This window comes from Actimicrobium sp. CCC2.4 (assembly GCF_034347385.1).
Lineage (GTDB): Bacteria > Pseudomonadota > Gammaproteobacteria > Burkholderiales > Burkholderiaceae_D > Actimicrobium.
Map to the genome: position 1 here is coordinate 254,129 of NZ_CP133777.1, position 26,718 is coordinate 280,846.

General features: G+C 60.4%; 25 protein-coding genes. 8 read left to right on the forward strand and 17 right to left on the reverse strand.

What is annotated here, in order from left to right; all coding sequences use genetic code 11:
* The first annotated feature begins 146 nt into the window (after positions 1-146).
* Positions 147-1,028, forward strand: coding sequence for an ankyrin repeat domain-containing protein (locus RHM62_RS01230; RefSeq protein WP_322123777.1), 882 nt, complete (start codon positions 147-149; stop codon positions 1,026-1,028).
* Positions 1,029-1,031: 3 nt separating this feature from the next.
* On the opposite strand, the gene RHM62_RS01235 is transcribed toward RHM62_RS01230, so the two are convergent.
* From RHM62_RS01235 to zwf, 3 genes are read right to left on the reverse strand one after another with little or no spacing between them, the layout of a single operon-like run.
* Positions 1,032-2,960, reverse strand: coding sequence for a glucokinase (locus RHM62_RS01235; RefSeq protein WP_322123778.1), 1,929 nt, complete (start codon positions 2,958-2,960; stop codon positions 1,032-1,034).
* A complete protein-coding gene (gene pgl / locus RHM62_RS01240; protein WP_322123779.1) occupies positions 2,938-3,684 on the reverse strand; it encodes a 6-phosphogluconolactonase in 747 nt (248 codons plus the stop codon). Before pgl ends, RHM62_RS01235 begins: the two co-directional genes overlap by 23 nt.
* The gene (gene zwf / locus RHM62_RS01245; protein ID WP_322123780.1) at positions 3,684-5,141 is read right to left on the reverse strand and encodes a glucose-6-phosphate dehydrogenase; all 1,458 of its coding nucleotides are present in this window, start codon (positions 5,139-5,141) and stop codon (positions 3,684-3,686) included. Before zwf ends, pgl begins: the two co-directional genes overlap by 1 nt.
* A 248-nt stretch (positions 5,142-5,389) precedes the next feature.
* Between zwf and RHM62_RS01250 the strand changes: the two genes are divergently transcribed.
* The 5 genes from RHM62_RS01250 to ampC all read left to right on the forward strand — a co-directional run bounded on the left by RHM62_RS01250 (position 5,390) and on the right by ampC (position 10,948).
* Positions 5,390-6,643: an ABC transporter substrate-binding protein gene (locus RHM62_RS01250; RefSeq protein ID WP_322123781.1), complete on the forward strand. Its 1,254-nt coding sequence runs from the start codon at positions 5,390-5,392 to the stop codon at positions 6,641-6,643.
* 90 nt (positions 6,644-6,733) lie between these two features.
* Positions 6,734-7,669 (forward strand): sugar ABC transporter permease, encoded by a 936-nt coding sequence (locus RHM62_RS01255; RefSeq protein WP_322123782.1) that lies wholly within the window; start codon positions 6,734-6,736, stop codon positions 7,667-7,669.
* A complete protein-coding gene (locus RHM62_RS01260; RefSeq protein WP_322123783.1) occupies positions 7,659-8,528 on the forward strand; it encodes a carbohydrate ABC transporter permease in 870 nt (289 codons plus the stop codon). Before RHM62_RS01255 ends, RHM62_RS01260 begins: the two co-directional genes overlap by 11 nt.
* 8 nt (positions 8,529-8,536) lie before the next feature.
* Complete coding sequence (locus tag RHM62_RS01265) at positions 8,537-9,673, forward strand: sn-glycerol-3-phosphate ABC transporter ATP-binding protein UgpC (RefSeq protein WP_322123784.1); 1,137 nt, start codon at positions 8,537-8,539, stop codon at positions 9,671-9,673.
* Between the two features lie 93 nt (positions 9,674-9,766).
* Positions 9,767-10,948, forward strand: coding sequence for a class C beta-lactamase (gene ampC, locus RHM62_RS01270; RefSeq protein WP_322123785.1), 1,182 nt, complete (start codon positions 9,767-9,769; stop codon positions 10,946-10,948).
* 48 nt (positions 10,949-10,996) lie between these two features.
* On the opposite strand, the gene RHM62_RS01275 is transcribed toward ampC, so the two are convergent.
* The 12 genes from RHM62_RS01275 to eat all read right to left on the reverse strand — a co-directional run bounded on the left by RHM62_RS01275 (position 10,997) and on the right by eat (position 22,695).
* Positions 10,997-11,323, reverse strand: coding sequence for a hypothetical protein (locus RHM62_RS01275; RefSeq protein ID WP_322123786.1), 327 nt, complete (start codon positions 11,321-11,323; stop codon positions 10,997-10,999).
* Between the two features lie 83 nt (positions 11,324-11,406).
* Positions 11,407-11,658, reverse strand: coding sequence for a hypothetical protein (locus RHM62_RS01280; protein WP_322123787.1), 252 nt, complete (start codon positions 11,656-11,658; stop codon positions 11,407-11,409).
* A gap of 2 nt (positions 11,659-11,660) precedes the next feature.
* Positions 11,661-11,852 (reverse strand): DUF2247 family protein, encoded by a 192-nt coding sequence (locus tag RHM62_RS18995; RefSeq protein ID WP_416172281.1) that lies wholly within the window; start codon positions 11,850-11,852, stop codon positions 11,661-11,663.
* 52 nt (positions 11,853-11,904) lie between these two features.
* Positions 11,905-12,171 (reverse strand): DUF2247 family protein, encoded by a 267-nt coding sequence (locus RHM62_RS19000; protein ID WP_416172307.1) that lies wholly within the window; start codon positions 12,169-12,171, stop codon positions 11,905-11,907.
* 189 nt (positions 12,172-12,360) lie between these two features.
* Positions 12,361-12,687 (reverse strand): hypothetical protein, encoded by a 327-nt coding sequence (locus RHM62_RS01285; RefSeq protein WP_322123788.1) that lies wholly within the window; start codon positions 12,685-12,687, stop codon positions 12,361-12,363.
* 351 nt (positions 12,688-13,038) lie between these two features.
* Positions 13,039-13,323, reverse strand: coding sequence for a hypothetical protein (locus tag RHM62_RS01290; RefSeq protein WP_322123789.1), 285 nt, complete (start codon positions 13,321-13,323; stop codon positions 13,039-13,041).
* A 19-nt stretch (positions 13,324-13,342) separates the two neighbouring features.
* The gene (locus RHM62_RS01295) at positions 13,343-17,776 is read right to left on the reverse strand and encodes an RHS repeat-associated core domain-containing protein (protein WP_322123790.1); all 4,434 of its coding nucleotides are present in this window, start codon (positions 17,774-17,776) and stop codon (positions 13,343-13,345) included.
* Entirely contained in the window at positions 17,773-18,465 is a 693-nt protein-coding gene (locus RHM62_RS01300; RefSeq protein WP_322123791.1) for an OmpA family protein, read from the reverse strand. The genes RHM62_RS01295 and RHM62_RS01300 overlap by 4 nt, the downstream gene beginning before the upstream one ends.
* A gap of 33 nt (positions 18,466-18,498) precedes the next feature.
* Positions 18,499-18,987, reverse strand: a complete 489-nt coding sequence (locus RHM62_RS01305) for a TadE/TadG family type IV pilus assembly protein (RefSeq protein WP_322123792.1) — start codon at positions 18,985-18,987, stop codon at positions 18,499-18,501.
* Positions 18,988-19,142: 155 nt separating this feature from the next.
* Positions 19,143-19,919 carry an ethanolamine ammonia-lyase subunit EutC gene (gene eutC / locus RHM62_RS01310; protein ID WP_322123793.1) on the reverse strand — a complete coding sequence of 259 codons (777 nt, stop codon included), beginning with the start codon at positions 19,917-19,919 and terminating at the stop codon, positions 19,143-19,145.
* The gene (locus RHM62_RS01315) at positions 19,916-21,310 is read right to left on the reverse strand and encodes an ethanolamine ammonia-lyase subunit EutB (RefSeq protein WP_322123794.1); all 1,395 of its coding nucleotides are present in this window, start codon (positions 21,308-21,310) and stop codon (positions 19,916-19,918) included. The genes eutC and RHM62_RS01315 overlap by 4 nt, the downstream gene beginning before the upstream one ends.
* Positions 21,310-22,695, reverse strand: a complete 1,386-nt coding sequence (eat, locus tag RHM62_RS01320) for an ethanolamine permease (protein ID WP_322123795.1) — start codon at positions 22,693-22,695, stop codon at positions 21,310-21,312. Before eat ends, RHM62_RS01315 begins: the two co-directional genes overlap by 1 nt.
* A gap of 232 nt (positions 22,696-22,927) precedes the next feature.
* Here eat and RHM62_RS01325 point away from each other — a divergent pair, with 232 nt between their 5' ends.
* Both RHM62_RS01325 and RHM62_RS01330 read left to right on the forward strand, forming a co-directional pair.
* The gene (locus tag RHM62_RS01325) at positions 22,928-23,260 is read left to right on the forward strand and encodes a hypothetical protein (protein WP_322123796.1); all 333 of its coding nucleotides are present in this window, start codon (positions 22,928-22,930) and stop codon (positions 23,258-23,260) included.
* 49 nt (positions 23,261-23,309) lie between these two features.
* Positions 23,310-23,492 (forward strand): hypothetical protein, encoded by a 183-nt coding sequence (locus tag RHM62_RS01330; RefSeq protein WP_322123797.1) that lies wholly within the window; start codon positions 23,310-23,312, stop codon positions 23,490-23,492.
* On the opposite strand, the gene RHM62_RS01335 is transcribed toward RHM62_RS01330, so the two are convergent.
* On the reverse strand, positions 23,489-24,520 hold the full coding sequence (locus RHM62_RS01335; RefSeq protein WP_322123798.1) for a hypothetical protein: 1,032 nt from the start codon (positions 24,518-24,520) through the stop codon (positions 23,489-23,491). The two genes, RHM62_RS01330 and RHM62_RS01335, sit on opposite strands and share 4 nt — an antisense overlap.
* Positions 24,520-26,658, reverse strand: coding sequence for a galactose oxidase-like domain-containing protein (locus RHM62_RS01340; RefSeq protein ID WP_322123799.1), 2,139 nt, complete (start codon positions 26,656-26,658; stop codon positions 24,520-24,522). Before RHM62_RS01340 ends, RHM62_RS01335 begins: the two co-directional genes overlap by 1 nt.
* Positions 26,659-26,718: the final 60 nt, after the last annotated feature.

Sequence of the window (26,718 nt, forward strand, 5' to 3'; positions counted from 1 at the left end):
GAAAGAGGCGTAGTGTGTTTCCACAAGTTGATCGATCCCAACCCGTTTCCCCGCGAGCAAACAGCAGGCCTGCCCCGACCAGTTCCACGATGGCCGCATCACCGCCAGTGGCAGGCACGGCCGCTGCCACAGAGCGCCGACCGGCGATGCACGAATCAGCAACGCGAGCCGGGCTCTGCTGCTGCTGGGGCACGCCGGCCACCCGCGATGCCACACCCGCAACGGCACCCTTTGCCGTCCGCAACACCACCGCAACAGGCGACATCCAGGATGCGCTCGCGATACTCAACGCCCCCTCCCGGAACGGCGATGCCACCGGCCTCTTGCTGGCCCGGGCCATCATCGACGGCAATGCAATAAAGTTCGCTGCGGCCATGACGCTGGCAAAACATGGCGTGATCGACCTGAATCAACCGTTCCTGACAAGCAGCCGGGCCAGCATGTTGCTCGAACTCGTCAACAAACCCAATGCATCACGTGCCGGCGTTGAATTTCCTGCCAGCGAATTCATTACGCCCCGCAATCGCATCACGGCGATGGTGGCACACGGTGCCGATCCCGATCATCCGCATTTCAGTGGCGCACGACCTTTGGAAGTCGCATGGCGCCAGGGCACCCCCGAAGGCAACGAGGTGGCACAAGCACTGCTCGATGCCGGTGCTAACCCGCTCAAGCACGACGGCGATGGCCTGACCATGCTGCACCGCGCAGTGCTCGGCGACAACATGAATCTGATTAACAACTGGCATGCCGCCGGGCTGCCTTCAGATGCGGTTTCCCGTGAGCACCGCGTCACACCGCTGATGCTCGCCGCCAGCGAAAACAACCTGCCGGCCACCCGCGCACTGCTCGCCGGTGGTGCCAACGTCATCGCCCCCTGCGAAGGTGGCCAGACACCCTACAGCCTGGCGCTGGATCATGCGATGAACAGCGGCGACGACCGCATGGCAAGACTGCTGCAGCAGCATGCCCTCGCCAGCGGCATCCCGGAAGCAGTACTTGAGCTGGTCGTCAACCGCGCCCGCTGAACCTCACACCGTATGTGAAATTACCGGTGCAACCGGACCGCCGTCTTCATTGAGGCGATCCGATTCGAGGCCACTGGCTGACGCGATGTGATTGAGAATGCCACGCTTGGCCTGGCGCTGCAGTTCGGCAAACGGGCTGGTGCGGTTGAGTGATACGCCGACGGCCAGCATGTCGATGAGCAGCAGCAACAGGATGCGCGAGACCATCGGAATATGCGCGGCGCTGCCTTCGTCATGCTCGACGGCCAGCGTCAGATGGGCCCGCCGCGCCAGTTGCGAATTGGCCGGTGCCAGTGCGATCACGGTGGCACCGCTGGCCATCGCCGCTTCGACCGTCGCAGCCAGATGGCGCAATTTTCCCGAGTTTGAAATGATCACCGCCACATCGCGTGGCCGCAGCATCGAGGCGGACACTTCCTGCACTTGCGGGTCGGTCGCCGCCGAAGTCGGGATGCCAAGCCGGAAGAACTTTTGCTGCGCATCTTCGGCCACCAGACCGCAACTGCCGAAGCCGTAAAAATCGATCCGGCTGGCCTGGCTGAGCGCCTCGATGACCGCCGTCAGCGACTCGGCATTGAGGTTATCGCGCACTTCCAGCATCGCAGTAATCGTGTTGTCGACCACCTTCACGCCCAGATCCAGCGCCGAATCCCCGACATGCACCTGGCTGTGCGCCACCGGCACCGTGCCGGTCACGCCCGAGGCCAGCTTGAGCTTGAAGTCGGCCAGACCCTGGCAACCGAGCGAGCGACAAAAGCGAATCACGGTCGGCTGGCTGACTTCGGCGCGACGCGCGATTTCGGAAATCGGTTCGTTCATCACCACGCGCGGATGCGCGAGGATCAGGCTGGCGACTTTCTGTTCGGCCGGCGAAAAACTCGAGCGTGACTTGCGGATGCGTTCCAGGATAGGAATCGCATTGCCGCCGCCGAGATGCTCGGACAGGATCGCCGCCACGCCCACGAAGGCCGGATACGGCGCGGTGATGACGAAGGTCGGGATCTGGCCCAGGTAATCGCCGAAGCGGCCCTTGTCTTCAAAACGGGTGCGGAATGACGAGCGCGCAAAGTACTCGCCCAGATGCGGCACCACGCCGCCGCCGATGTAGATACCACCCAGCGTGCCGAGCGTGACGGCGACGTTCGAGGCGACGGTGCCGAGCATGCCGCAAAAGCAATCGACCACTTCGAGACACAAGGCATCGGTCCCCGCGAGGGCGCGCTGGATGATCTCCGGCGTGCCGAGCGGTGCCGCAGCGACCCCGTTGCGGGCGGCCAGTGCCTGATAAATCAGGACGATACCGGGCCCGGACACCAGCCGTTCGGCCGATACGTGTGGCCAGGTTTTCCAGCAATACTGCAGCACCGCGAGCTCGCGCTCGTCGGCCGGCGAAAACGTCACGTGACCGCCTTCGCTGCCCAGCGCCAGCCAGCGTCCGGCCGTCGGTATCAGGCCGCCAACGCCGAGACCCGTGCCGGCGCCGACCAGACCAATCACGCCGCCCGGACGGCTGGTGCCCTGGCCGACCGGCGACAGGTGGGTTTGCTCCAGATGCGGCAGCGACATCGCCAGTGCGGTGAAGTCATTGACGATCAGCAGCGTGTCGAAATTGAGCCGGCGCCGGGTGGCTTCGATCGAAAACGCCCAGTGATGATTGGTCATCTTGATCTCGTCGCCCTGTACCGGGTTGGCGATCGCGATGGCGGCATGGCGCACGGTCGGCTGGCCGATTTCGACCAGATAGGCTTCGACCGCGATGGCGAATTCGGCATGGTCGGCGCAGCGCAGCACGCGGATCGCCTCGATCTGGCCGGGCGCACGTTCCAGCGCAAAGCGGGCATTGGTGCCACCGATATCGGCGAGCAGACGCGGACCGTCGAGATACATCGCGCTTTGCGCGTCACGGGAATTAGCAGGCACTGTGGAAGACATGAAGAATCACTTTCGGATGGGCGATCAGCAGTGCCAGCGGGCCTGCATCGTTGAGGGTATCGGGGAGGTGGTCAGGGGTGCCCTGGACCAGCGCAACAAGACGTTCGAGTGTGGCCAGCTTGTCGGCACCGCTGGACCAGACATAACAATGGTGCTGGCCGATCAGCGCCTGCAGCGACAGGCCGACGCGGGCATGGGCAGCGGCTTGCGGTTGCAGCGCCACATAGCGCGCGCTGGTCTGACGTGCGTCATTCCATTGCGGCGCATCCGCAAACAGCGAAGCGGTATGGCCATCGTTGCCGAGGCCGAGAATGACGACGGCGGCCTGCGCCAGCACGGGGTTGGCGTTGGCCGTGATGGCCGATTGCTGCGCGACCGGCCATTCAGCGGTGGCCGCAGCGGCCAGCGTGTCGTCGACCAGCGGCACCCAGCGTGCGGCGGCGGCGGCGTTCACCAGCAGATGGCGCGCCACCAGCGCCGAGTTCGAATCGGCATCGGTCAGCGGCACGCAGCGTTCATCGACCAGCGATACATCGATCTGCGCCCACGGCCATGGTTGCGCGGCCAGAAGCCCAAATAGCGGCAGCGGACTGCGCCCGCCGGACACTAGCAACAGCGCGCGCGGCGAGTTCACCAGCGCGTGCTCCAGATCAGCGCGAACGGCTTCGGTGAGCGCTTGCGCGGCAGCGGCGGCTTCGTCAAATAAGTGAAATTGAATGGTCATCAGCGTTCCTCAGGCCAGGCAAAACCGGCACGATAAAGTAAAGCGCTGGACGACGCCGGACCCCAGGTGCCGGCCGCATACGACTTCGGCGGCTGGCTGCTGTTGTCCCACGCGCTCAGCAAGGGTTCGACCCATTTCCAGGCGGCTTCCTGTTCATCGCGACGTACGAACAGCGCAAGATTGCCGCGTATCGCGTCGAGCAGCAGGCGCTCGTAGGCTTCGGCGCGCGGACGCTTCGAGGCTTTGTCCAGCGCCAGGTCCAGCACCACCGGTTCGAGGTACATGCCGTCGCCGGGCTGCTTGCCCAGGCAATGCAGCTGTATCGATTCTTCGGGTTGCAACTTGATCACCAGCCGGTTCGAGACTTCGCTGGTCAGCCCGATCGGCAGCGGCAGGATGGCGTGCGGTACCGGCCGGAAGGTAATGACGATTTCGGCCATGCGTTGCGGCAGCCGTTTGCCGGTGCGCAAAAAGAAGGGCACGCCGGCCCAGCGCCAGTTGTTGATTTCTGCCTGCAGTGCGACGAAGGTTTCGGCACACGAATCGGCTTCGATACCGGCCTCGTCGAGATAGCCGGCCACGGCATTGCCGCGGATCGCACCCGAACCATATTGACCGCGCACGGCCTTCTGTTCGACGTCGGCCGGCGAGAGCGGCTTGAGCGAGCGCAGCACACGCAGTTTTTCATCGCGCACGGCATCGGCATCGAACGAGGTCGGCGGCTCCATCGCGACGATGCACAGCAATTGCAGCAGATGGTTTTGCACCATGTCGCGCAGCGCGCCGGTGTCATCGTAAAACCCGCCGCGTCCTTCGACACCGAGTTCTTCGGCAATCGTCAGTTGCACGTGGGCGATCGATTCGCGCCGCCAGAGCGGTTCGAACAGCGAATTGGCAAAGCGCAGCGCCATCAGGTTTTGCACCGACTCCTTGCCGAGGTAATGGTCGATCCGGTAGATCTGGTTTTCGGCGAAGACGCGGGCGACCGCATCATTGATCTTGCGCGACGACGCCAGGTCGGTGCCCAGCGGTTTTTCGAGCACCACGCGGGCTTGCGTCAGGTCGATGCCGCTGGCGGCCAGGTGGGCGCAAATCGGTTCGAACAAGGCTGGCGCGGTGGCCAGATAAAACACCCGCACACCGCTGGCTTGTTGCAGCCGCTCTGCCAATGACTGATAGGAGGCGGCATCGAAAGCATCGATGGCCAGGTAATCAATCCGCTCCAGAAAACTTTCCCAGCCGGCATCGTCCGCCGCCAGGTGGGCACCAACGCGCTGGCGCACGCTGGCAATAAAAGCCGCCCGGTCCATCGCTTGCTGCGCCACGCACAGGATCTTGCCATCGGCGTGCAGCTTGTCACCACGGTGCGCGGACAGCAGCGCCGGCAGTATCTTGCGCATCGAGAGATCGCCGGTACCGCCAAACAGGACAAAGGTAAATGCGGGATCGTGTTGCATCGGGTCGGCTCCAGCTGGCTGTAATAAATAAAAACTTATATTGCAATCTTAATGTAGCATTACTACAATTACAAGGCGCAAGCGGCTCTTTGGGGCAAAGTTTGAAATAAAATTCAGCTTCCCATGTAGTTTTACTAGCTAACGACCTTGATGGTAACAAACCATTGTTACCACAAGGTGGCGTAATTTCAGGTTTTTCGGACAGCGGCACTCAGACCGCCTTTGCATCACCACACAGGAGACACCGCATGAAACTGAACCACCTCGTCACATCCCTTCTCGCTGCCACCGCCCTGATGTCTGCGACCACGGTCGCGCAGGCCGCCGAAGTCGAAGTACTGCATTACTGGACTTCGGGCGGTGAAGCCAAGTCGGTCGCCGAACTGAAAAAAATGATGGAAGCCAAGGGCATCAGCTGGAAGGATTTTGCGGTGGCCGGCGGCGGCGGTGAAAACGCCACGACCGCACTGAAAGCCCGCGTCATCGCCGGCAGTGCGCCGACCGCGGCACAGATCAAGGGACCGTCGATCCAGGAGTGGGGCCGCGAAAACGTGCTGGCCAATATCGATGCGGTAGCCGTCACCGAAAAATGGGATGCCCTGCTGCCGAAAGTGGTCTCCGACGTGATGAAGTACAAGGGACATTATGTTGCTGCACCTATCAATGTGCATCGGGTCAACTGGCTCTGGATCAACCCTGAAGTCCTGAAAAAAGCCGGTGCCACGACGCCGGCCAACTTCGATGAATTCTTTGTCGCCGCCGACAAGATCAAGGCCGCCGGCATGATCGCCGTAGCGCATGGCGGCCAGCCCTGGCAGGATGCCACCGTGTTCGAATCCGTCGCCCTTGGTGTCGGCGGTGCCGAGTTCTACAAGAAGGCGCTGGTAAACATGGATCAGGCGGCACTGACCGGCCCGACCATGATCAAGACCTTCGATACGCTCGGCAAGATCAAGACCTACATCGACAAGAATTCCCCGGGCCGCGACTGGAATCTGGCCACCGCGATGATCATCAACGGCCAGGCCGGCATGCAATTCATGGGTGACTGGGCCAAAGGCGAATTCACGGCGGCAGGCAAGGTCGCCGGCAAGGATTACCTGTGCGTCGCTGCACCCGGTACCGCGAAAGCCTTCACCTTCAATATCGATTCGCTGGCGATGTTCCAGGTTAAGGACCCGGCCACCCAGAAAGCCCAGCTGGTGCTGGCCAGCACCATCATGAGCCCCGAGTTCCAGGAAGTCTTCAACCTGAACAAGGGTTCGATCCCGGCCCGTGCCGGTGTCCCGCCTGCCAAGTTCGATGCCTGTGCGCTCAAATCGATGGCTGATCTGGACATCGCCAACAAAGCCGGCGGACTGGTGCCGAGCATGGCGCATGGCATGGCGGTGAACGCCGCCACGCAAGGTGCGATCACCGACGTGATTGCCCGCTTCATGAATTCGACGATGAGTTCGCAAGACGCCGTGGCTGCACTGGCCAGAGCCGCAAAAACCAAGTAAGCCCCGCTGCGGGCACGAGAACCTCGTGCCCGCGCTGACATCGATGATTTCCCCCATTCCTTATCCGTGACAACTTTGCAGGAGCCCTTCATGACGACCCTCGCCGCGCCCCGGCCAGCGCCCCCCAAGCCCCATGGCAGCAGCCGCATCGCGGCCATTGCCGACGCGTGGTTGCCGCGACTCGTGCTGGGCCCGACCGTGCTGGCATCGCTGGTCTTCGTGTACGGCTTCATTTTTCTGACCGGCTATCTGTCGCTGACTGAATCGCGCCTGATGCCGAACTTCGAGTACGCCGGTTTCGGCCAGTACGCGGCGCTGTTCGAGATCGATCGCTGGTGGGTATCGGCCGCCAACCTCGGCATTTTCGGTGGCCTGTTCATTGTGTTCTGCCTGGCCATCGGTCTCGGCATGGCAGTCTTGCTGGACCAGAAAATCCGTGCCGAAGGCGCCCTGCGCGCGATCTACATGTACCCGATGGCGCTGTCGTTCGTCGTCACCGGCACCGCCTGGAAATGGATACTGAACCCCGGCCTGGGCCTCGAAAAAATGGTTCGCGACTGGGGCTTCACCAACTTTACGTTCGACTGGCTGGTCAACTCCGAGATGGCGATTTATACGATCGTCATTGCCGGCGTCTGGCAGTCCTCGGGTTTCGTGATGGCGCTGTTTCTGGCCGGCCTGCGCGGCGTTGACGACAGCATCATCAAGGCCGCGATGGTCGATGGCGCGAGCTTGCCGACGATCTATCTGCGCATCGTGATCCCTGCCTTGCGGCCGGTGTTTTTCAGCGTGTTGTTGGTGCTCGCACACATCGCCATCAAGAGCTTCGACCTGGTCATGGCGCTGACTTCCGGCGGCCCCGGCAACGCGTCGGATGTGCCGGCGATCTTCATGTACCAGTTTTCGTTTACGCGCGGCCAGCTGGGTCTTGGTGCGGCTTCCGCGATGATGATGCTGGCCACCGTGCTGGCGGTGCTGGTGCCGCTGATGTACATGGAAACCAAAGGAGCGCGCCATGCACGCTGAACAAAAAGGCTTCCCCGGCATCGGCCGCATCGTGATCTATCTCCTGCTCGCTCTGGTGGCGCTGTATTACCTGATTCCGCTGTATGTGATGCTGACCACGTCGGTCAAGACGCTAGCCGAAATCCGCAGCGGCAATTTGCTTGATCTGCCGATGTCACCATCCGGCGCGGCCTGGGCCAAGGCCTGGAGTGGTGCGTGCACCGGCGTGCGCTGCGACGGACTGCAGCCGTTTTTCTGGAATTCGGTCCTGATGGCAGTACCCGCCGTGCTGCTGTCGACACTGATCGGCTCGCTCAATGGCTATGTGCTGGCGCACTGGCGTTTCCGTTATTCAGAGATCGTGTTCACGGCGCTGATGGTCGGTTGCTTCATTCCGTTCCAGGTCGTGATCCTGCCGATGGCGCGCCTGCTCGGGATGTTCGGTTTATCGAACACGACGACGGGACTGGTGATGGTCCATATCATTTATGGCGTGGCCTTCACGACGCTGTTCTTCCGCAATTATTACGTGTCGGTGCCGGAAGAACTGGTCAAGGCGGCGCGGATTGATGGCGCGGGGTTTTTCATGATTTACCGCCGCATCATTTTCCCGCTGTCGCTGCCGATTTTCATGGTCTGCTTCATCTGGCAATTCACGCAGATCTGGAATGACTTCCTGTTCGGCGTGGTGTTCGGCGGCTCGGATGCGCAACCGGTCACGGTGGCACTGAACAACCTGGTCAACACCACGACCGGCGTCAGGGAATACAACGTCAACATGGCCGCGGCAATCATTGCTGCGCTGCCGACCCTGGTGATCTACCTGATCGCCGGTAAATATTTCGTGCGCGGCCTGACGGCCGGCGCAGTCAAAGGTTAAGGAACAAGATGGCTAGCTTATCGATCCGCAATGTGCGCAAGGTGTACCCGAACGGCGCTGAAGTGTTGAAGGGCATCAACCTCGATATCGAGGATGGCCAGTTCGTCATCCTGGTCGGCGGTTCCGGCTGCGGCAAGTCGACGCTGCTCAACATGATCGCCGGCCTTGAGACCGTCTCCGAAGGCGAGATCCTGATCGCCGACAAGGTGGTCAACGACGTCCCGCCGAAGTCGCGCGATATCGCGATGGTGTTCCAGTCGTATGCGCTGTATCCGACCATGACGGTGCGCGAGAATATCTCGTTCGGCCTGGGCATCCGCAAGGTGCCGAAAGACGAGCAGAAGAAGATCGTCGAGCGCGTCGCCGAAACCCTGCAGATGACGCATTTGCTAGACCGCAAACCGGCCCTGCTGTCGGGTGGACAACGCCAGCGCGTGGCGATGGGCCGGGCGATTGCGCGCGACCCGGCGCTGTTTTTGTTTGATGAGCCGCTATCGAATCTCGATGCCAAATTGCGCGTCGAGATGCGTGCCGAAATCAAGCTGATGCACCAGCGCCTGGGCACCACCATCGTCTACGTCACGCATGACCAGATCGAGGCAATGACCCTGGGCGACCGTATCGCCGTGATGAAAGATGGCGTGGTGCAGCAGTACGGCAGCCCGCAAGAAATTTACGACCAGCCGCAAAACCTGTTCGTGGCCGGCTTCATCGGTTCGCCATCGATGAACTTCCTGCGCGGCAAACTGGCGGCACAAGGTGCCGGTGCGGTATTCGAACTCGAGCATGGCGGCACCATCACCGCGTTGCCCTTGCCGGATAGTTTGCTGCAATCGCCGGGGCTGATGACACGCATCGGCCACGAAGTCATTCTCGGCATCCGTCCGGAACACGTCACCGATGCCGAGAGTGCCCGCAACAACGTCGCCAGCGATGCGTACTGTCCGACCGAAGTCAGCTGCACGGTAGAGATGGTCGAACCGACCGGGCCGGACACGATGGTGTTCGTCTGGTTCAACCAGACCCGCGCCACCTGCCGCACCCATCCGCGCGCCGGAGCGATGCCGCGCGGGGTGATTACGCTGGCGTTTGATTTGTCGAAGGCGGTGTTGTTTGATCCGGTGAGTGAGGAGCGGATTGCTTGAGGGGGGCGTGCTAGGGTGACGCTTGCCGGAATGGTCCGGCGTCACTGCAATGCATGCCTGTATCGGATGCGATGTATCGAAAGTCCCCGTCCCATGCGCCTGCCGACTCTGTTTTCTGTTTGTGTGATGTTACTAGCCAGCGGTGGCAATGCCGCCGCCGATGCACCACCCGCGGTACTGAAATCGCACATCGACCGCGCAATCACGCCATTGATGCAGCAGTACGGCATTCCGGGCATGGCGGTTGCCGTGACCATCAACCACCGGCACTACTTTTTTAATTACGGCATCGCCTCGCGGCAGACCCGGCAGCCGGTCACCGGCGACACGCTGTTCGAGATCGGCTCGATCAGCAAGACGCTGACCGCGACGCTGGCTGCGTATGCCGAAGATCAGGGCCATCTTGCCTTGTCCGATAGCGCCAGCAAGTATTACCCGTCATTGCGCAGGAGCGCCTTCGACAAGATCCGCCTGCTCGACCTTGGCACCCACACCTCCGGCGGACTGCCGCTGCAAGTGCCTGACGGGATCGCCACGACGGATCAGCTGATGACGTACTTCAGGAACTGGCAACCGGACCATGCTGCCGGAACGCATCGGACGTACTCGAATCCCGGCATCGGCCTGCTCGGCATGATTGCTGCCAAGAGCATGAATATGTCGTTCGCTAACGCGCTACAAAAGCGGCTGTTTCCGCTGCTGGGTATGACGCACAGTTACCTCGACGTACCCGCTGCACACCTGCCCGATTACGCGCAGGGCTATACGAAACAGGACGCACCGATCCGGGTCTCACCCGGCGTGCTGGATGCAGAAGCCTATGGCGTGAAATCGACCAGCGCCGACATGCTGCGGTTTCTCGACGCTAACCTGCAGACTGGCGTGACGGACACGGCCTTGCAGCGCGCGCTGGCCCGTACCCACACTGGCTATTTCAAGGCCGGTGACCTCACGCAGGATCTGATCTGGGAACAGTATGCGTATCCGGTTGAGCTGGAGACGCTGCTGTCGGGGAATACCAATGCCATGGCTTACGAATCAGTGAGCGCTACTCCCATCGATCCGCCGCTGCCACCTCAGGCGGCAAGCTGGATCAACAAGACCGGATCGACGAACGGGTTTGCCGCTTATGTCGCCTTTGTCTCGGCTGCAAACATCGGGATTGTGATGCTGGCAAATAAGAATTATCCGGTGGCGGCGCGGGTAGAGGTGGGTTATCGGGTGATGGAGGGATTGGCGGGATTGGGGTTGGCGGAGACACGATTTACGGAGTGATTCTCGAAGAGTCTGTCTGTAATGGTTGTTGTCGAGGGTATTCGTACATCAGTAAGAGAAGGTCTGAACGATCTCTTGGCAGGCTTGGAATATGTCACCCTTAGCTTGCTCCAAATAACCTTGCATCTCAACATCTATGCGCCGCAAGTATTCCGGAGTGTAATTCAATCGCACTCGACCAACCGGATAAGTATCCGTCTCTGATTCGATTCCACGAATCGCCAAGAACACCTCATTTTCCGGATCTCCTACCGAAAACCGGAGCTTACATATACGGCGAATACCTTTGATCAAATTCATATCGCCAACCAACATGGCGTTGGCTACATTTACCAACTCATGCCGCGGCAAATGTAAATGCTCAATTTGAAACACGTTTAATCGCCTCCCAGGGGAAATGGTGCAATGCCCTTCGGTTATTGCACCCTACGACCTAGGCAGTCGATGTAGGTCTTGGTTTAAAACTGAATTCGGCAATCTGTGATCTCGCGTTGACGAGAGAATCGTTCGTACACCTCGCGAACTTTTTCTGTCGTACTTGCCTGACCGAAAAAAAATGAAATTTCTTGGGCTTGTAACGCTACTTTAAACGGAACGAAGCACTGCTCAGTCAGGAAGTCTTCGAACTCGTCTGCGGCTTCCAAATCAGAGCATTTGAGAACCGTACCGAACTCTGTCGTTTCTGTGATCTCAACATCAATCTTTTTCATTATCAGATCATTGGAATACATTTGGAATTTTCATCCTGAGTTAAATCCAAATATATTCTCCAGTTATAAAATAAACGAATAATGTTTTCGTTTATAGTGTGCTGGGCTGGATCGTAATCACCGGAAACCGGCATATATCTAACAAAATGCTCAATCTCATGAGGATAATTAAAATCAGCATATATTTTCTCCACACCTCCTAATGGTCTTCAATTTTTTCTTTATGTTCGAAGAGCCAGTACAAATTTAAAAATAACCATTTTTTATTGATATTATTTCTGATTGTTCGTGCTCAACAGACACTAAGCTGTGAAGCAACTCGCCAACTTTCCAAGCTTCTGATTTTCTTAATTGAGATAACTCAACTATTAGTTGATCTAATTCACAGCATAATCGGTCCTTCGCTAATTCAACGATCCCATACCAGCCTATCATTTGATGCTCGTATCCCCAAAGAGCATCATGCCATGACAATGACGTATGCCTTCGGATAAACGCATATGATATTGGCATTAAATTCAATTTAGGGCCTCTTCATAATTCGTTGATTTGGAAATCCTGTAATGATGCCACCCTCAATAAACCGTTGATGTGTTATCACGCCTGCCGGATCACGAATATATTTATAAATACCATTTTTACAATTAAGTACACTAACCACTTGCGGTAATATTCGATCAACACAATCTCCGCCACTGATTTTTATAGAAAATATTTATGCCTTAACAAGACAATTATTTTTGATTTTTTAGATAATCTTTTTTGTAAATATTGCGATCGTGGTGAGTCATTTACATAAAATAAAATTGGGTGTTTAGGGAAGGCAACTTCTGCAGGCTCATCATCAAAAGGATCCAGATTGCGCTTCAAAACAAAATGTTCACCGGGTGAATTTCCATTTTTGAAATAACTTCCTGCTTGATATGAACTTTCATGATCTTCGAATTTTATATCGAGGAGATCTTCCAGAAGATCTTTTGCTTCGCATAAATTAGTTGATAATAATCCATAGAGATCGTAATTCGCCATGTTATAGAATTATTTTTTATCACTTATTCGAAAATTACTCAGCTGATCATTTTGCTCAAAAATGATCCTTAAAAAGTCTCTGCTTTTGACTCACTGGTTAAACAAAACTAACAAGTTTTTCAGCAATTTTCTGTGTTCGCTGTCGATCAGCCGTTAGTCCCATATGTTCAGTCTCAAGCTATAGTAGATACTCAAGAACTTGGCTACTTGGCTCACGAGCGATTAGCATTAAATAAATTGCAGGAACATAAGCATTGAAGGACATAATAATTCAACCTTTTTTACGTTAGATAAAAAAATCGTTAGTTTTATCGATGTAGGATTTATAAAATTATTTAAATCGAGTGATCTCTAAAGAACATCAAAGAATGGTTGGAATTGTGTCGATAATTGCGCCTCAGGTCCAAATTTTCCGTACTGGGAATAAATCTGTTTCTCTGAATCGAGATCAATCACCTCCGCTTCAAAGTCATTACTGTCCCAGTATGTAATTCTAGCCACTGAAAATGGCGTATCCACATCAAGGCGAGCAGAAGGATTTTCAGAGTTACTGCCAACTGTCAAACGTACCGTTATGAGTTCTCGACAAGGTGTTGCAACAACAGATTTTGCCCAATCAATAAAATCATTCAACATAAATTTCTCCTTGTTAAATCTACTTGATAGCTTGCGATATAATTTCAGTCGCATTTGGCATTTGAGGAACAGATTGCCCTTTTCTGAGCGCCAAACGTCCTTCTAATGAATTTGGCCCAATTATTTTAGACCAACCCTGGCTGGTCTCTTTTAAAGATGAAGTTGGCACATTGAACTCAACATAGACGCTTCCCGGCCTAGCCTGATTAACAAAAGCAGAGGGATTTGCCGGCACAGCTACATGCGTGGTGCCAGAGAAGCTTTCTTGCACTTTTCCGGATACGCTCATTGAGGCGGCTTCCGCCGGTGACATCCATCGCCCAACTCGCGTAGTACCTACATTTACAGCACTGCTACCCCAATTGGTAATTCCCCCATTTTGCCGCCCGCCACCAGCCCCCGCACTCCCACCCGGCGTCGTCCCCGACGGATTCATCACCATACCGCCAAGAATGGCCGCATCCTCGTCCGACATCCCCGCCGTGGTTCCTTGCAGCGTACAGGCTGCCACCGCGTTTTGCACGTCGAGCGCACGACGCAAGTACGCATACGCGGCGTCGACATCCCCATCGACCCGCGCTTGCGTCGAGAGTTCGCGCAGCGCTGCCGAGCTTTGTGCGGGACTGCAAGTGGCCGGGCATTGCGCTGCCAGTCCGAGTACGTCGATCGCGCCTAGCGGGTTGCCGTTGACGTAGCCGTAGGTATTGAATCCGCCGTCCAGCCCGATCGGATCGGATTGCAGATAGCGTCCGGTAGCCGGGTCGTAATCCCTGAAAATATTGTAGTGGCGATCGGTTTCAGCATCGGCGTAATGGCCCGGCAAGCGCAGGTTCAGCGTGATTTTTTGCGTTGTGATGGTGGCTAGTCCGAAGGCGCTGTAGCGGGCTTGCCATACCACCTGCTGATGCTCGTCGGTGGCCAGTTGCGGTGTGCCGAGGTGGTCGGTGTGGAGCGCGTACAGCCGGCTGTCGGTGGCCTCGTCATGCCAGCCGATCCAGCTACGCAAGGCGGCCAGTACACCGGTCGGGGCGGGCGCGTAGGCCAGTTGTGCGACGGGCATCTGGTTCAGGTAGACGGTGTGCGCCGTGACGCGACCACTGTCGTCGATTTCGCTGGCGAACTGCTTGCCCTGATAGAGGAAGTAGGTGGTGCGCGCTTTGCCGTGGGCATCGAAGGTAGTTTTGCTGACGCGCTCGCCGGTCGCGTTGTAGGCGTAGCGGGCAACCGGGCCGGCGGCCGTGTCGACATCGCGCAAGCGTCCGGTGACGTCATAGCGCAGCTGCTGCAAGCCGATGGTCAGCGGATTGCCGGCGGCGTCGTAGTCGTAACGACTATCCCGGTCGCCCTGGCGGATCGATGCGAGGCGGTTACTCGCGGGCTGGTAGGCAAGCGTTTGCCGGTCCGCCCCGGTGAGGCGGTTGCCGACGGCGTCGTAGGTCCAGCGGGCTTTTTCGAATGGCGTGTCGACCTGGTCCAGTCGGTCAAGGGCGTCGTAACCGTAGCGTTCGTCGTGCTGTGTGGCGCTGGCCGCTGTGCTGCGCGTGATACTGGTAATCCGCCCGACGCGGTCGTAGCGCACCTGCTGCGCATACAGCGGGTGCTTGCCGGCCACCGTCACACCGATGCGCTGACCAGTTGCCGGAGCGCTCTGGTATCGCGTTGCCACGCCGTTGCCATGCGTAAAGCCGGTTAGTCCGGTGAACGGATTGAGGCTGATACCGGTGGCCAGCGCTCGCGTGCGGTGGCCATCAGCACTGACGAGGTCGAGGCGCTGCGGGCGGCTGGCGTGATCGAAGGTCAGCGCCAGCGTTTCGCCCGATGGCAACGCCGCGCGGTCGAGGCGGTTGAGGCTGTCGTAGTGATAGCTGGTACTGAACCGCAACGGCGCACTGCGCTCGCGTGTGAGCCAGTCGGTGCGGACAGTCACGCGGCCATTGTCGTCATGCTGGAACCGGGTGCTTTGCTGCGGATGGGCGATCTCGATCAGGCGGTCGCCGTGATAGCGGTACGCGGTGCGAACGGCACCGGCGCGACCGGCGCTGGCCTCCAGGATGAGCCGGCCGGCGGCATCGTATTGATAGCGCCTCGAGTTGCCGTTGGCGTCGGTGCGCAGGATCAGCTGGTCTGCGGCGTCGTAGCGGGCTGTACGGGTGCCGCTGTCGGGACTGTCGACACGCACCGTCCGGCCAAAATCATCGACGATGCGGTGCGTGGACGCGCCGTTCGCATCGGTGAGCCGGTCGACCAGCGACGTGCCGGGCAGGTAGCCCGGGCGGGTCACCGCCGGTGCAGGTCCGTCGGCGTTCTGCAGCACTGCTGCGATCCGGCCGGCTGCATCGACCTCGTAAGCCGTCTTGCGGCCGAGTGTATCGGTATGGCTGGCCAGCTGGCCGGTGACGGCGTCGTAGGCGAATTGCGTGACCGCCTGCGCAGGATCGGTCAGTTGCGCGAGGCGGTGCTGATCGTCGTAACTGTAGCTGCTGACGATGTTGGCATCACTACCGAGCAGGCGGGTTTGCAGCAACTGACTTTCGGTGTCGCTGACTTCGCTGGAGGTATTGCCGTCCTGATCGCGCAGTCCGCGCTGGCGACCGGCAGCATCCCGCAAGGCGTCGACCCACGAGCCATCGGGACGGATCAGCCGTTGCGGCAGACCGGCAGCGTTGTAGTTGATCTGCGTGACGAGCTCGACCGGCGATGCGGCCGCGTCGAACCAGCGCGGCGGCGCGGGATGCAAAAACTGCGTCAGCCGGATCAGCTGGCCGCGGGCATTGCGGGCGACACCAGTGACGACAGGCGGATGGATACCGTCGCTGACCGTAACCTGATCCGGATGGCCGGTGGCCGCGTGCCGCAGCGGCGTGCGACGGTTACCCGGTGCAATCGTCTCGACCAGAAAATCGCCGCGCGCGTCGTAGCGCCATTGCGTGACATCCGAATCGGTCGGACTGCCGGTGGGACCGTTCGGCAGCGGCCCATCGATGGCGGTGGGCAGGCTGCGGCCATTGATGACGGTGTAGCGGAAGCTGGTCGTGCGACTGATCGCCGTGGCGGATGTCCCGGGTTCCCAGCCGCTTTCAGTCACCTCCAGCGGCTGGCCGGCGGCGTTGTAACTGATCTGCGTGACGACTTCCTGTCCCGGCACCACGCTCGGGCGCGCGACTTGCGTCGGGCCGAAGCCGGTATCGCTGTGGTACTGGAACCGCGCTTGCCTTTGGGCCGGTTGCGGCTGGCCATTTAGGTAGACGATCCGATCGATCGCCAGCGTACGGCCGACATGGTCTAGCATCAGGTGCACGCCGGACAGCGGCTGACCCGCGGCATTGAGCCGCGTCGTTGCGGTCAGCTGGCCGAGCGCATTGTAGGCATAGCGGATATTGCCTTCGCTGCACAGGCGGCAGCCCGGACCGCGCACTTCCAGCACCTGATGCCGGTCGCCGACGACCGCGTGGCGGTAAGTGGTGCGCTGGCCGAGGCTGTTGGTCAGGACCGTTTCGGTGCTGCTGGGGTAATCGAGCGTGACCTTGTCGACGTCGCCGGCATGGGTGCTCAGGACCGCCTTGCCGTCGACGTTGTAGGCGTAGCTCGAGAACCGTTCGCTGCCGATGCTGATGCCGGTCAGCAGGGTCGGATGCTGCGGGTCTTCGTAGTGATAAGCGCGTTGCTGGTCGGGGCCGGTGACGCCGGTGAGGTTGGCCAGCGTGGTGGAAGGATTGACGGTCGCCCCTGCCGGTAGCGCGCTGCCGTAGGCGTAGGCGAAGGTGCCGACCGGGCTGAGTATGGTCTGTACGCCGCGGAAACGGTGCCGGTCCTTGCGCAGCGTTTGCCGGTCCGGATACCCCAGCCGCAATTGCCGCCCTTGCGGGTCCGTCACCGTTTGCAACAGGCCGTCGTCGTCGTGCGTCATGCTGACGAACTGCCCGCCGGGCACCCGGATCATCTCCAGCCGTCCACGCGCCGTGAAGGTCAGCTGGCGGCCATCGACTTGCGTCCACAGATAGTCGTTGCCGCGCGCGCCGCGCCGGATGACGACGGTGCCATGGGCCGGATTGCCGGTGCTGCAGCGGCTCGGGTCGAGCGGATCGCGGCTGAAGCTCAGATGGGTGCCGTCGGCCAGGACGATTTGCAGCGTCTTGCCGGCGACGTAGAGCTCGGTTTCATACGACAGTTTCCAGCCGCGACCGAGGATGCCATTGGGGATGCGCGGGCCGCTGAAATCGCTGTTGTAGTAGCGCACCAGCTCAAGACCGAGCACGCCGGGCAAGGCCGGCATGTCGACTTCGCGCTGGAACTTGTTGCCGGTGGTGAGGTTGATCGGATTGCCGGCGCAGCCTGTGCCGGGGTCGCCGGTGGTGCCGGCGAGGTTGGTGCATTGAGGAGTCGCGAAAGCCGCATGAACAGCACCGGAGAACAAGGCGCACAGCAACAGGAAAATGACATTGAGGTGCTTCATTGCGGGAACTCCACGACGACACGGCGATTCGCTTTCAGGCATTCCTGCTGCGCGGCCAGCGCCATGCCTGTACAGCGGGTCGGGTCAATGACCGGATTGCTGGCACCGAGACCTTCGGACTTGATGGCAACGCCGGCCAGTCCGTGCACAAGAAAATACCTGCGCACCGCATCGGCCCGCGCTTGCGACAAGGCCTGATTGATCCCGTCCGGACCGATCTGGTCGGTGTAGCCGAGCACGTTGATGGCACTGACGCCAGCGTCGCGGGCATAGGCCACAAGCGCATCGAGGCTGGCCATGCCGGCTGCAGACAAGTTGCTGCTGCCGAAGGCAAACAGCACGTCGGCCGGCAAGGTCGTGCGCGCCGCTACCGGACAATCACGCACCGGACAATGTCCATCGATGCAATCACTGCCACCGCCGCTGCCGGTGCCGGTTCCCGGCGTGACGCTGGTGCATCCGGTGGCCGGGCAATCCGGTGCGGGTGACGGGTTGGCTGGAGGATCGACCGGTCGGCCGTTATTGCCGGCACCAGGCAGCAAAACCGGGTCCTGCTCGTATGCGTCGGATTGCATCTGCAGCGTGATCTGGCTGACCATCGGGATACGGCCGGCGGCAATCAGCTGCGTTGCAAACGTATCGGTGCCGGCATCCTGCGCGGCCAGATACGCCGCATAGAGCGAGCGCACCAGCGGGATGCTTGGCGTGTAGCCGTGCGTGATCTACAGCTTGATGAGGTTGGCATCCTGGATGCTCTGGCCGGAAGTCGTGCCGATGGCCGCGCCCTTGAAGGCCTGGCCGCTATTGGGAATGACGCGCTTGCCGTTCGGATTGGTGCTGGCTAGACGATCGTCGTGCCAATCGGCAAAGCTCTCGCGGGTGGGATTTTGCAGCGTGATGCGGACGTTGGCGTCGACGTCGCCGCTGGCTTTGACGAGCGCCGCAGCGAGTTTGTCGGCGCTGGTGCCGCCACCGTACATCGGCACCAGCGCCTTCGCGTAGGCATCACGGATAGCGCTCAGATCGGCATGCTGCACGCTGCCGGCACGCGCCGCCATGAAGGCCGCATGGTGCATCTGGTTGCGGACGAAATACACCATGCCGTATTGCAGGATGGCCAGGCCAAGCAAGGTGATCAGCGGCCCGATCACGGTGAACTCGATCATCGACAGGCCGCGTTGGCGGGAGGCGGAATAAAAAGGAAAGGGCATGACAGGCTAGGCACTAAACGAATGGACAGGAAGCTCCATTTGCCATGCCATCCAGTGCCCGCACAATGACTTCCGGCAGCGTTAGTTCTGGCCACCATTGACGCTGATTACCTGGGGCAAAAACCGCAACAAGATGTTGTGTGGCCGCCCCGCTACTAGCCGATCAGAAAATTCGTCGGCCGCGTTCCCGGCAGCGCGGCACCACCGGTCTCGTCCTTCAAGGCGACGCCCGACAGCCGTCGCCGGAAAGCTTGCGCCAGCAGATAGTGCAACTTGTCGGCTGCCTCGGCATGACGCAAACCGGCTGGCCGGACATTCGAAATGCAGTTGCGGCTGGCATCGGTCAAGCCCGCACGCGGTTGCCAGGTCAGGTACAAACCCATGCTGTCCGGTGCACTCAGCCCTGGCCGCTCGCCGATCAGCACGACCACCATCTGCGCACCCAGCCGTTCGGCGATCTCGTCACCGATGGCCACGCGGCCCTGTTCGACGATGCACAGCGGCGCCACCGACCAGTTTTCTGCAGCGGCTTGCGCCAGTATCAGCGCGAGGAAAGGCGCCGCATTCTGCATGATCGCGTGCGCGGACAAACCGTCGGCAATCACGAACGCGAGGTCATGCCGGCCCGGCTCGAGCAAGTTGCGCGAGGCAGCATCAAGCTGGCGACCCAGGTCCGGCCGCTGCAAATACGTGATCCGGTCAGCCGCCGCGCTGTGCAATAGCAGGCAGGGCCGGCCGATGTCTTGCGCCAGCCGAGACGCATCAAGCGCCAGATGCACCGCGTCGCGTGCCTGCGCATGCGCGAGCTGGAACGCCAGATGGGCGCTGGTCGGCAGGCTCGCGCCAACCCGGCCCAGCGCGATGCGGGCATCGGTGAACTGGCGCAGCGCCTGCCACGGATTGCCAACTACGAGATCGGTGTCATCGCTCATTGCGTCAGCCTCGCCAGCGCCTGACTGAATGCCGCCGGCAAGGTTGCTGCCAACCGGCCGTCGCGGGTGATCTGCATGTGCTCGAGCCAAACTGCAAATTCGGGGGCCGGCAGCAAACCCTGCGTGCGGCGCAGGTACAGCGCATCGTGGAACGACGTGCTCTGGTAGTTGAGCATGATGTCGTCCGAACCCGGTATCCCCATCACAAAATTGCAACCGGCAACACCAAGCAAGGTCAGCAACACATCCATGTCGTTCTGGTCGGCTTCGGCGTGATTGGTGTAGCAGACATCGCAGCCCATCGGCAGCCCGAGCAGCTTGGCGCAAAAATGGTCTTCCAGTCCGGCGCGGATGATCTGCTTGCCGTCGTACAGGTATTCGGGTCCGATGAAGCCGACCACGCTATTGACCAGCAGCGGCTTGAAGTGCCGCGCCACGCCATGGGCACGCGCTTCGCAGGTTTGCTGGTCGATGCCGTGATGCGCGCCGGCCGACAGCGCACTGCCCTGCCCGGTCTCGAAATACATGACGTTGTCGCCAACGCTGCCGCGCTGCAGCGACAGCGCTGCGCTGCGTGCTTCGGCCAATAAATCAAGCGTGATACCGAAGCTGTGGTTGGCCGCTTCGGTCCCGGCAATCGACTGGAATACCAGGTCGACCGGCGCGCCGCGCTCGATCGCGGCCAGCGTGTTGGTCACATGCGTGAGCACGCAGGACTGGGTCGGGATCGCGTACTGCCGGATGATCTCGTCCATCATCGTCACCAGCCGGATCACTTGCGGCACGTTGTCGGACGCCGGGTTGATGCCGATGACCGCATCGCCGCTGCCGTACAGCAGACCATCGAGCAGGCTGGCCGCGATGCCGCTGGCGTCATCGGTCGGATGGTTCGGTTGCAGGCGAGTGGAGAGCCGGCCGGGCAAGCCGAGCGTATTGCGGAAAGCCGTCACGACGCGGCACTTTTGCGCGACCAGGATCAGGTCCTGGTTACGCATCAGCTTCGACACCGCGGCGGCCATTTCGGGCGTGATGCCGGGTGCCAGCGCAGCCAGCGTAGCCGTGTCGGCGGCATCGCCCAGCAGCCAATTGCGGAAGTCACCCACCGTCAGGTGGCTAACCGGCGCGAACGCTGCCGCGTCATGACTGTCGATGATCAGGCGCGTGACGGCGTCGTTTTCGTACGGCACCAATGCTTCATTGAGGAAGGTCGATAGCGGCAAGTCGGCCAGCGCCATCTGCGCGAGCACGCGTTCCTGGTCGCTGTGCGCGGCAACGCCGGCCAGCGCATCGCCGGAACGTGCCGGCGTGGCCTTGGCCATCAAGTCCTTGAGGTCGCGAAAGCCGGCCGTGACGCTGCCGGCGCTGTGCGTGTAGCGATGGGTGTGCGCCATCAGTGTTCTCCGGCCCGTGCGATCGCGTCGGTACGCTGCCGTCCGGTCAGCCGGAAATACCCGTAACCGAGCAACAGGAACAGCACGAAAATCCCGAAGATCAGCGGGTTGTAATAGATCATCGTGCCCATGCAGACCAGCGCGCCAAACAGCGCAAAGGCCGGAAAGTACGGGTAGAACGGCGCACGGAACGGCCGCACCATATCGGGTTCGGTGCGACGCAAACGGAACAGGCTGAGCATGCTCAGGATGTACATCAGGATCGCGCCGAACACCGCCATCGTAACGATGTTGGCCGTGAGCGTCTGGCCGCCGATCTTGATAAATTCATCGCTGAAGATCGCCGCGATACCGATGACGCCGCCGGCCAGGATGGCACGGTGCGGCGTCTTGAAGCGCGGATGCACGCCGGCGAAATACGACGGCAGATAGGCTTCGCGCGCCAGCGCAAAAATCTGCCGCGAGTAGCCGAGGATGATGCCGTGGAACGAAGCGACCAGCCCGAACAGGCCGAGCCAGACCAGCATGTGCAGCCAGCCGCTGTTGTCACCAACGATCATTTTCATTGCTTGCGGCAGCGGGTCGTTGATATTGGCCAGCTTGGTCCAGTCGCCCGCACCACCGGCAAACACCATCACGCCGATGGCCAGCACGACCAGCGTCAGGATGCCGGTAATGTACGCAATCGGGATCGAGCGACGCGGATCTTTGGCTTCTTCGGCAGCCATCGCCACGCCTTCGATCGCCAGGAAAAACCAGATCGCAAACGGAATCGCGGCGAACATGCCGGGCACCGATGCGAGGCTGAAACTGTCACTGCCCGACCAGCCGCCCTTGGTGAAATTAGCCAGCGAAAATCCCGGTGCGACCACACCCATGAAGACCAGCAGTTCGAAGATCGCCAGCAGCGTCACGGCCAGCTCGAAGGTCGCCGCAATCTGTACGCCGACGATGTTGAGCGTCATGAAAATCAGGTAAGCACCGAGCGCAGCCATCTTCGGATCAAGACCGGCAAATTGCACGTTCAGGTAGGCACCGATGGCCAGCGCGATGGCCGGTGGCGCAAAAACGAATTCGATCAGCGTGGCGGCACCGGCGAGGTAGCCGCCGGTCGGGCCGAAGGCCCGTTTGCTGTAGGCGAACGGCCCGCCGGCATGCGGTATCGAGGTGGTCAGTTCGGTGAAGCTGAAGATGAAGGTGACATACATCGCCGCAATGAAGAGCGAGGTGATCGTGAAGCCGAGCGTGCCGGCAGTGGCCCAGCCGTAGCTCCAGCCGAAGTACTCGCCGGAGATCACGAGGCCGACTGCAATACCCCATAACTGCAGCGTACTCAATACCGGTTTGAGGACGTGGTGCTTGCCTGTTGCGGAAGAGGCGTTCATGGCGGGTTCCCGGTCGGTGGTCGGCATCTTGTCTGCCGGTTGGCAGGCAAGGTACAAACGCGGTCTCGACTATACCGGCCGATGGCCATCGCGCCATAGCGGATTCGGCCGGTGGTGTCCGGAGACTCGCGTGCTTCGCGACTTCCTACAACCGATTCAGGCGCTGTCCTATGCAGAAGGAAAAACGAAGCCGCTACCCTGTCGCACAGACAATTCAACCGAAAGCACGCCCATGAACATCAACGCCATCGTACGTCCTGCCGTACTGCTCGCCCTGCTCGCCGTGTCGCTCGCCGGCTGTAGCAAAAACACGGTACCCGAACTGCTCGAAAAAAAATCTTCCGAATCGGTGGCGCTGCCGGTATCGGAAATCCCGCCGCAGCCAGCCGGCATGGCGCCGCAACCGGCCAACCCGACACCGCCGCTCGCCGCCGATAGCGGCAATGCAAACGGTCCGTCCCAGGCCAATCCGCGTATGCTTAGTGCTGCACAGGAATCCGCCACCATGCCATTGCCGGGACAAGCGGGGGACCATTCAACACCGGCGCCGATCAGCAGCAAATGATGACTCGCGGGCACACACCGCCGGCATCGATCACCCTGGAGTAGCCGATATGCCCAAGACCAAAACCCCGCCCCCCGACGAACTCGAGATCGACGGCGACGATGAAGTGCTGGCCGAGTACGAAACCCGCCAGCAACTGGAACCCGATTCCGAACGCTGGAATTCGCTCGACAAGGACGACCCGAGCGACATGCTCGGCGAGTCCGATCCGGCCCCGCCGGAAGGACGCTAGGACGTACCGCCAGCCGGCAGCATCTGCCGGTTGCTGATCCACTGCGTTGTACCCTGCACCTTGCCGGTAATGTCACCACCGCTGGCCTGCCGCACATACGGAATGGTCCACGAAGTTGGCCGCCGTTTGCCGGCGGCCAGCGGCATTGCCGCGCGCGGATCCAGCCACGTGAAGCGCGGCGTGCTCGATCGGATCAGCCAGAGTGGTCCGTCGCCGGCAGCTACCGGCATTGGTGCAAATCCGGATTCGGCTAAGCCGCTGCCGATCCAGCCGCTGCTGCGGGTATTGACACGCACGCCAGCCGGACCGATTTCCAGCAGTGGTATCCCGTCGGCATCGAGGATGCGCACCGGCTCGTGGCTATCGTTGGCCAGCATGAACGCCGGCACCGGTCCCTGCAATACTTGCAGCAAGACCCCGGGGGCGAGTTCAGGGGCGCTGGTCAGACGTGCTTCGGCATGTCCGCTGACGGCTGGCATGGTCTGAAAATGGCCGCTCAGGAATTGCGTCCGGCCAGCCAGGCGCAACGGTATTTTCCAGCTTTTGAACGCCACCGGCAAAGCGCTGTCACGCGCCTTGTGCGGCACTTTCAGCGACTCGGTATCAAGCCGCGCATCGAACCAGCCCCAGGCCGGACTGCGGCTGACGGCTTGCCAGTCTTCCGGCAAACGTTCGCCTTTCTTCAACTTCGTCAGCCGCTCCGGCAACGGCGTGCCGCTGGTCGAATAAAAGCGGTACCAGTCCGGCGCGTTGATATTGGCCTCGGCGCCGGCCGGCCCCAAGCGCAGGAAAGCAATGCCGTCGCTGCCGACCACTTCGACCGGTATGCCGCTGGTGTTTTCGAGCACCAGTTGCGGTGCCAGCGTCTTGCGCAATTCCACCCGCATCTTGCCCAGCGCCGCCGGCACCGCATCGATCGTCACGATCACATCCTCATTACCGCCGCCATGCGACCACGCCAGTGGCGCGGCCATCAGCAGCAGTGCCGCCAACAGGCCACCCTGCAGTATTTCTGCGGGCCGGCGCATTACCGGGCCACGGCGTTGATATGCACCGGGGTCGATGTCGACGGCACCACGGTGCCATCAGCGGCCGTCTTGCTGATGAACAGCATGTAATTTCCGGCAGGCAGGACCGCGGCATTGGCCGGCAGCTTGATCTGCACCGTGTTGCCGGTGCGGGCCACGATCGGGATTTCAACCGAACGCTGATCGGCATCGATCAGGTGGGTCAGGTCCGTGAACCGGATCAACTGCACCTTGTCGATTAGCGCTGCCTCCTTGGTCGTGACCGTGAACAGACTGCCCCGCTCGGCATTGACCGGTGCAACGGTGGTGCTGGTAATCACCGGACGATCGGTGCGGCTGACGTAGGGCGGGCTGTAAATTTCGAAACTCGGATCGCGACCGTCGTTGGGTGAAAAGCCAAGGCCCTGCAAGTTGATCGCCGACAGGTAGGCCGTCGTGATCGGAGCGTGACCACCGATCAGCACGCGACCATCGGGCATCAGCGTGGCGGTGTTGTGGTAGGTGCGCATCCGGTTGGCAGTGGCCATCGGCTTCCAGGTTTCGGTGACCGGATCGAAGCGCTCTGCGCGACGGGTCGCCACATCCAGGCCGGGCAAAATCACGCCATCGCGGTCGGCGCCGTTAAACACCATCACCGATTGATCAGGCAGCATCACGCCAGTCGAAAACCAGCGGCGCTGGTTCAGTTTGCCGGTCAGGCGCGACGAATACGCCATCCCGCCGCCGCTCAGGTCGACCGAATCGATCCGGCTGCTGTCGGTGGCGAGATAGGTCCCGGGACTGGTACCGGCAAAGGCCGTCAGCGTGCCGCCGGAGGTCAGAAATTCGGCGCGGCTGTAGTTGCCGTTCTGGTCGACTTTCAGCGGCAGCATGATCGAGTGGGTGGTGCCGCGCAGGCCGGAGCCGATGGTTTTTTCAACCACCCGGCGATCGACTGCGAAACCCAGCGTGCGACCCAGCGTGGTGACGAGTTGTTCGGGCGACGTGAAGGTCTGGCCGACCAGCGTTTTCAGGAGCGTCTGCAGGATCAGCGGGTTGGTCGGATTCAGGCCGGCCGACAACTGGCTGGCACCCTGCTCGTTGAGTCGCAACGGGAAACCGGCATAACCCATGTCCGTCCAGCTTTTGGACGTCGGGCTGTAGGCCCCGACAATATTCCACAGTGGCTGGTCATACGACTGGCCAAACGGATTGAAGACTTGACCGCCTGCGTTGTAATACACCTGACCGTTGGGCAGCAGATGCAGGCGCGGATACAGCGGCAGCGAGCGCTGGGCCAGCCCGCCGTTGTCGGTCCAGACGGCCTTGTTGACGTCGAAGGTTTCGGTCTGCACGACGTTACGGCCGGACTGGTACGGTGACTCCGGATAGATCGGTTTGACTACTTTGGTCACGCCGCTGGCGACGAACACATCGCTGTTGGCCAGCGTGACTGCGGTCGGATACCAGCGCCCGAAATTCATGCTGGCGGTCTGGGTCCAGGTGTTGTTGCGCGGATTGAAGATGCGCGCATTCTTGAGCCCTTCAAGTTCGAGTACGCCGACCGGCAAGCCGTCGATGCCCGGCTCGTTGTAATAATCGGTGCCACCGATGGCGAGAATGCGGCCATCAGCCAGCGCCGTGATATCGGCGCAGAACAAGGCACCATTGGCACCGGTCTGGCCAACCAGCACGCCACCAGGTATCAGTGGTGTGGGCGTATTGCCGTTCGGATTGGCACCGGCATCGACCGGCGACGGCTTGATCCAGGTCGGCTTATCGCCGGCACCGAGCGACAGCACGCGGGTCTGGTCATTGACTGTCGCAGCGGCGAACTCGGCGAAGGCAGACACCTGCACATTTTCAGAGCCTTCGAGCGCATCGAAGTACAGGAAGCGACCGTCATACAGCGAGATCAGCGTGCCGGCTGCCGGCTTGCAGTTCTTCACGCCGGCGCTGTTGGGGATGCATTTTTCGGTCGTCACGGTCTTGTTGATGGTTGGCTCGTCGAACGGCGCACTGAAACTACCGATGCAGGAAGCGGCGGCGGTATTGCAGCTGGCAGGGATGGCGCTGTCGAGCAGCCCGGCCTGGGATATCGACCACGGGGAAAACGCCAGTAAGACACTGACGGCGAGCGTGTTCAGTTTCGGTTGCATGATGATCTCCGGTGTTGTGATTTTTTTTCATGCTAGCAACCAATCAGGCCAGTAAAAATA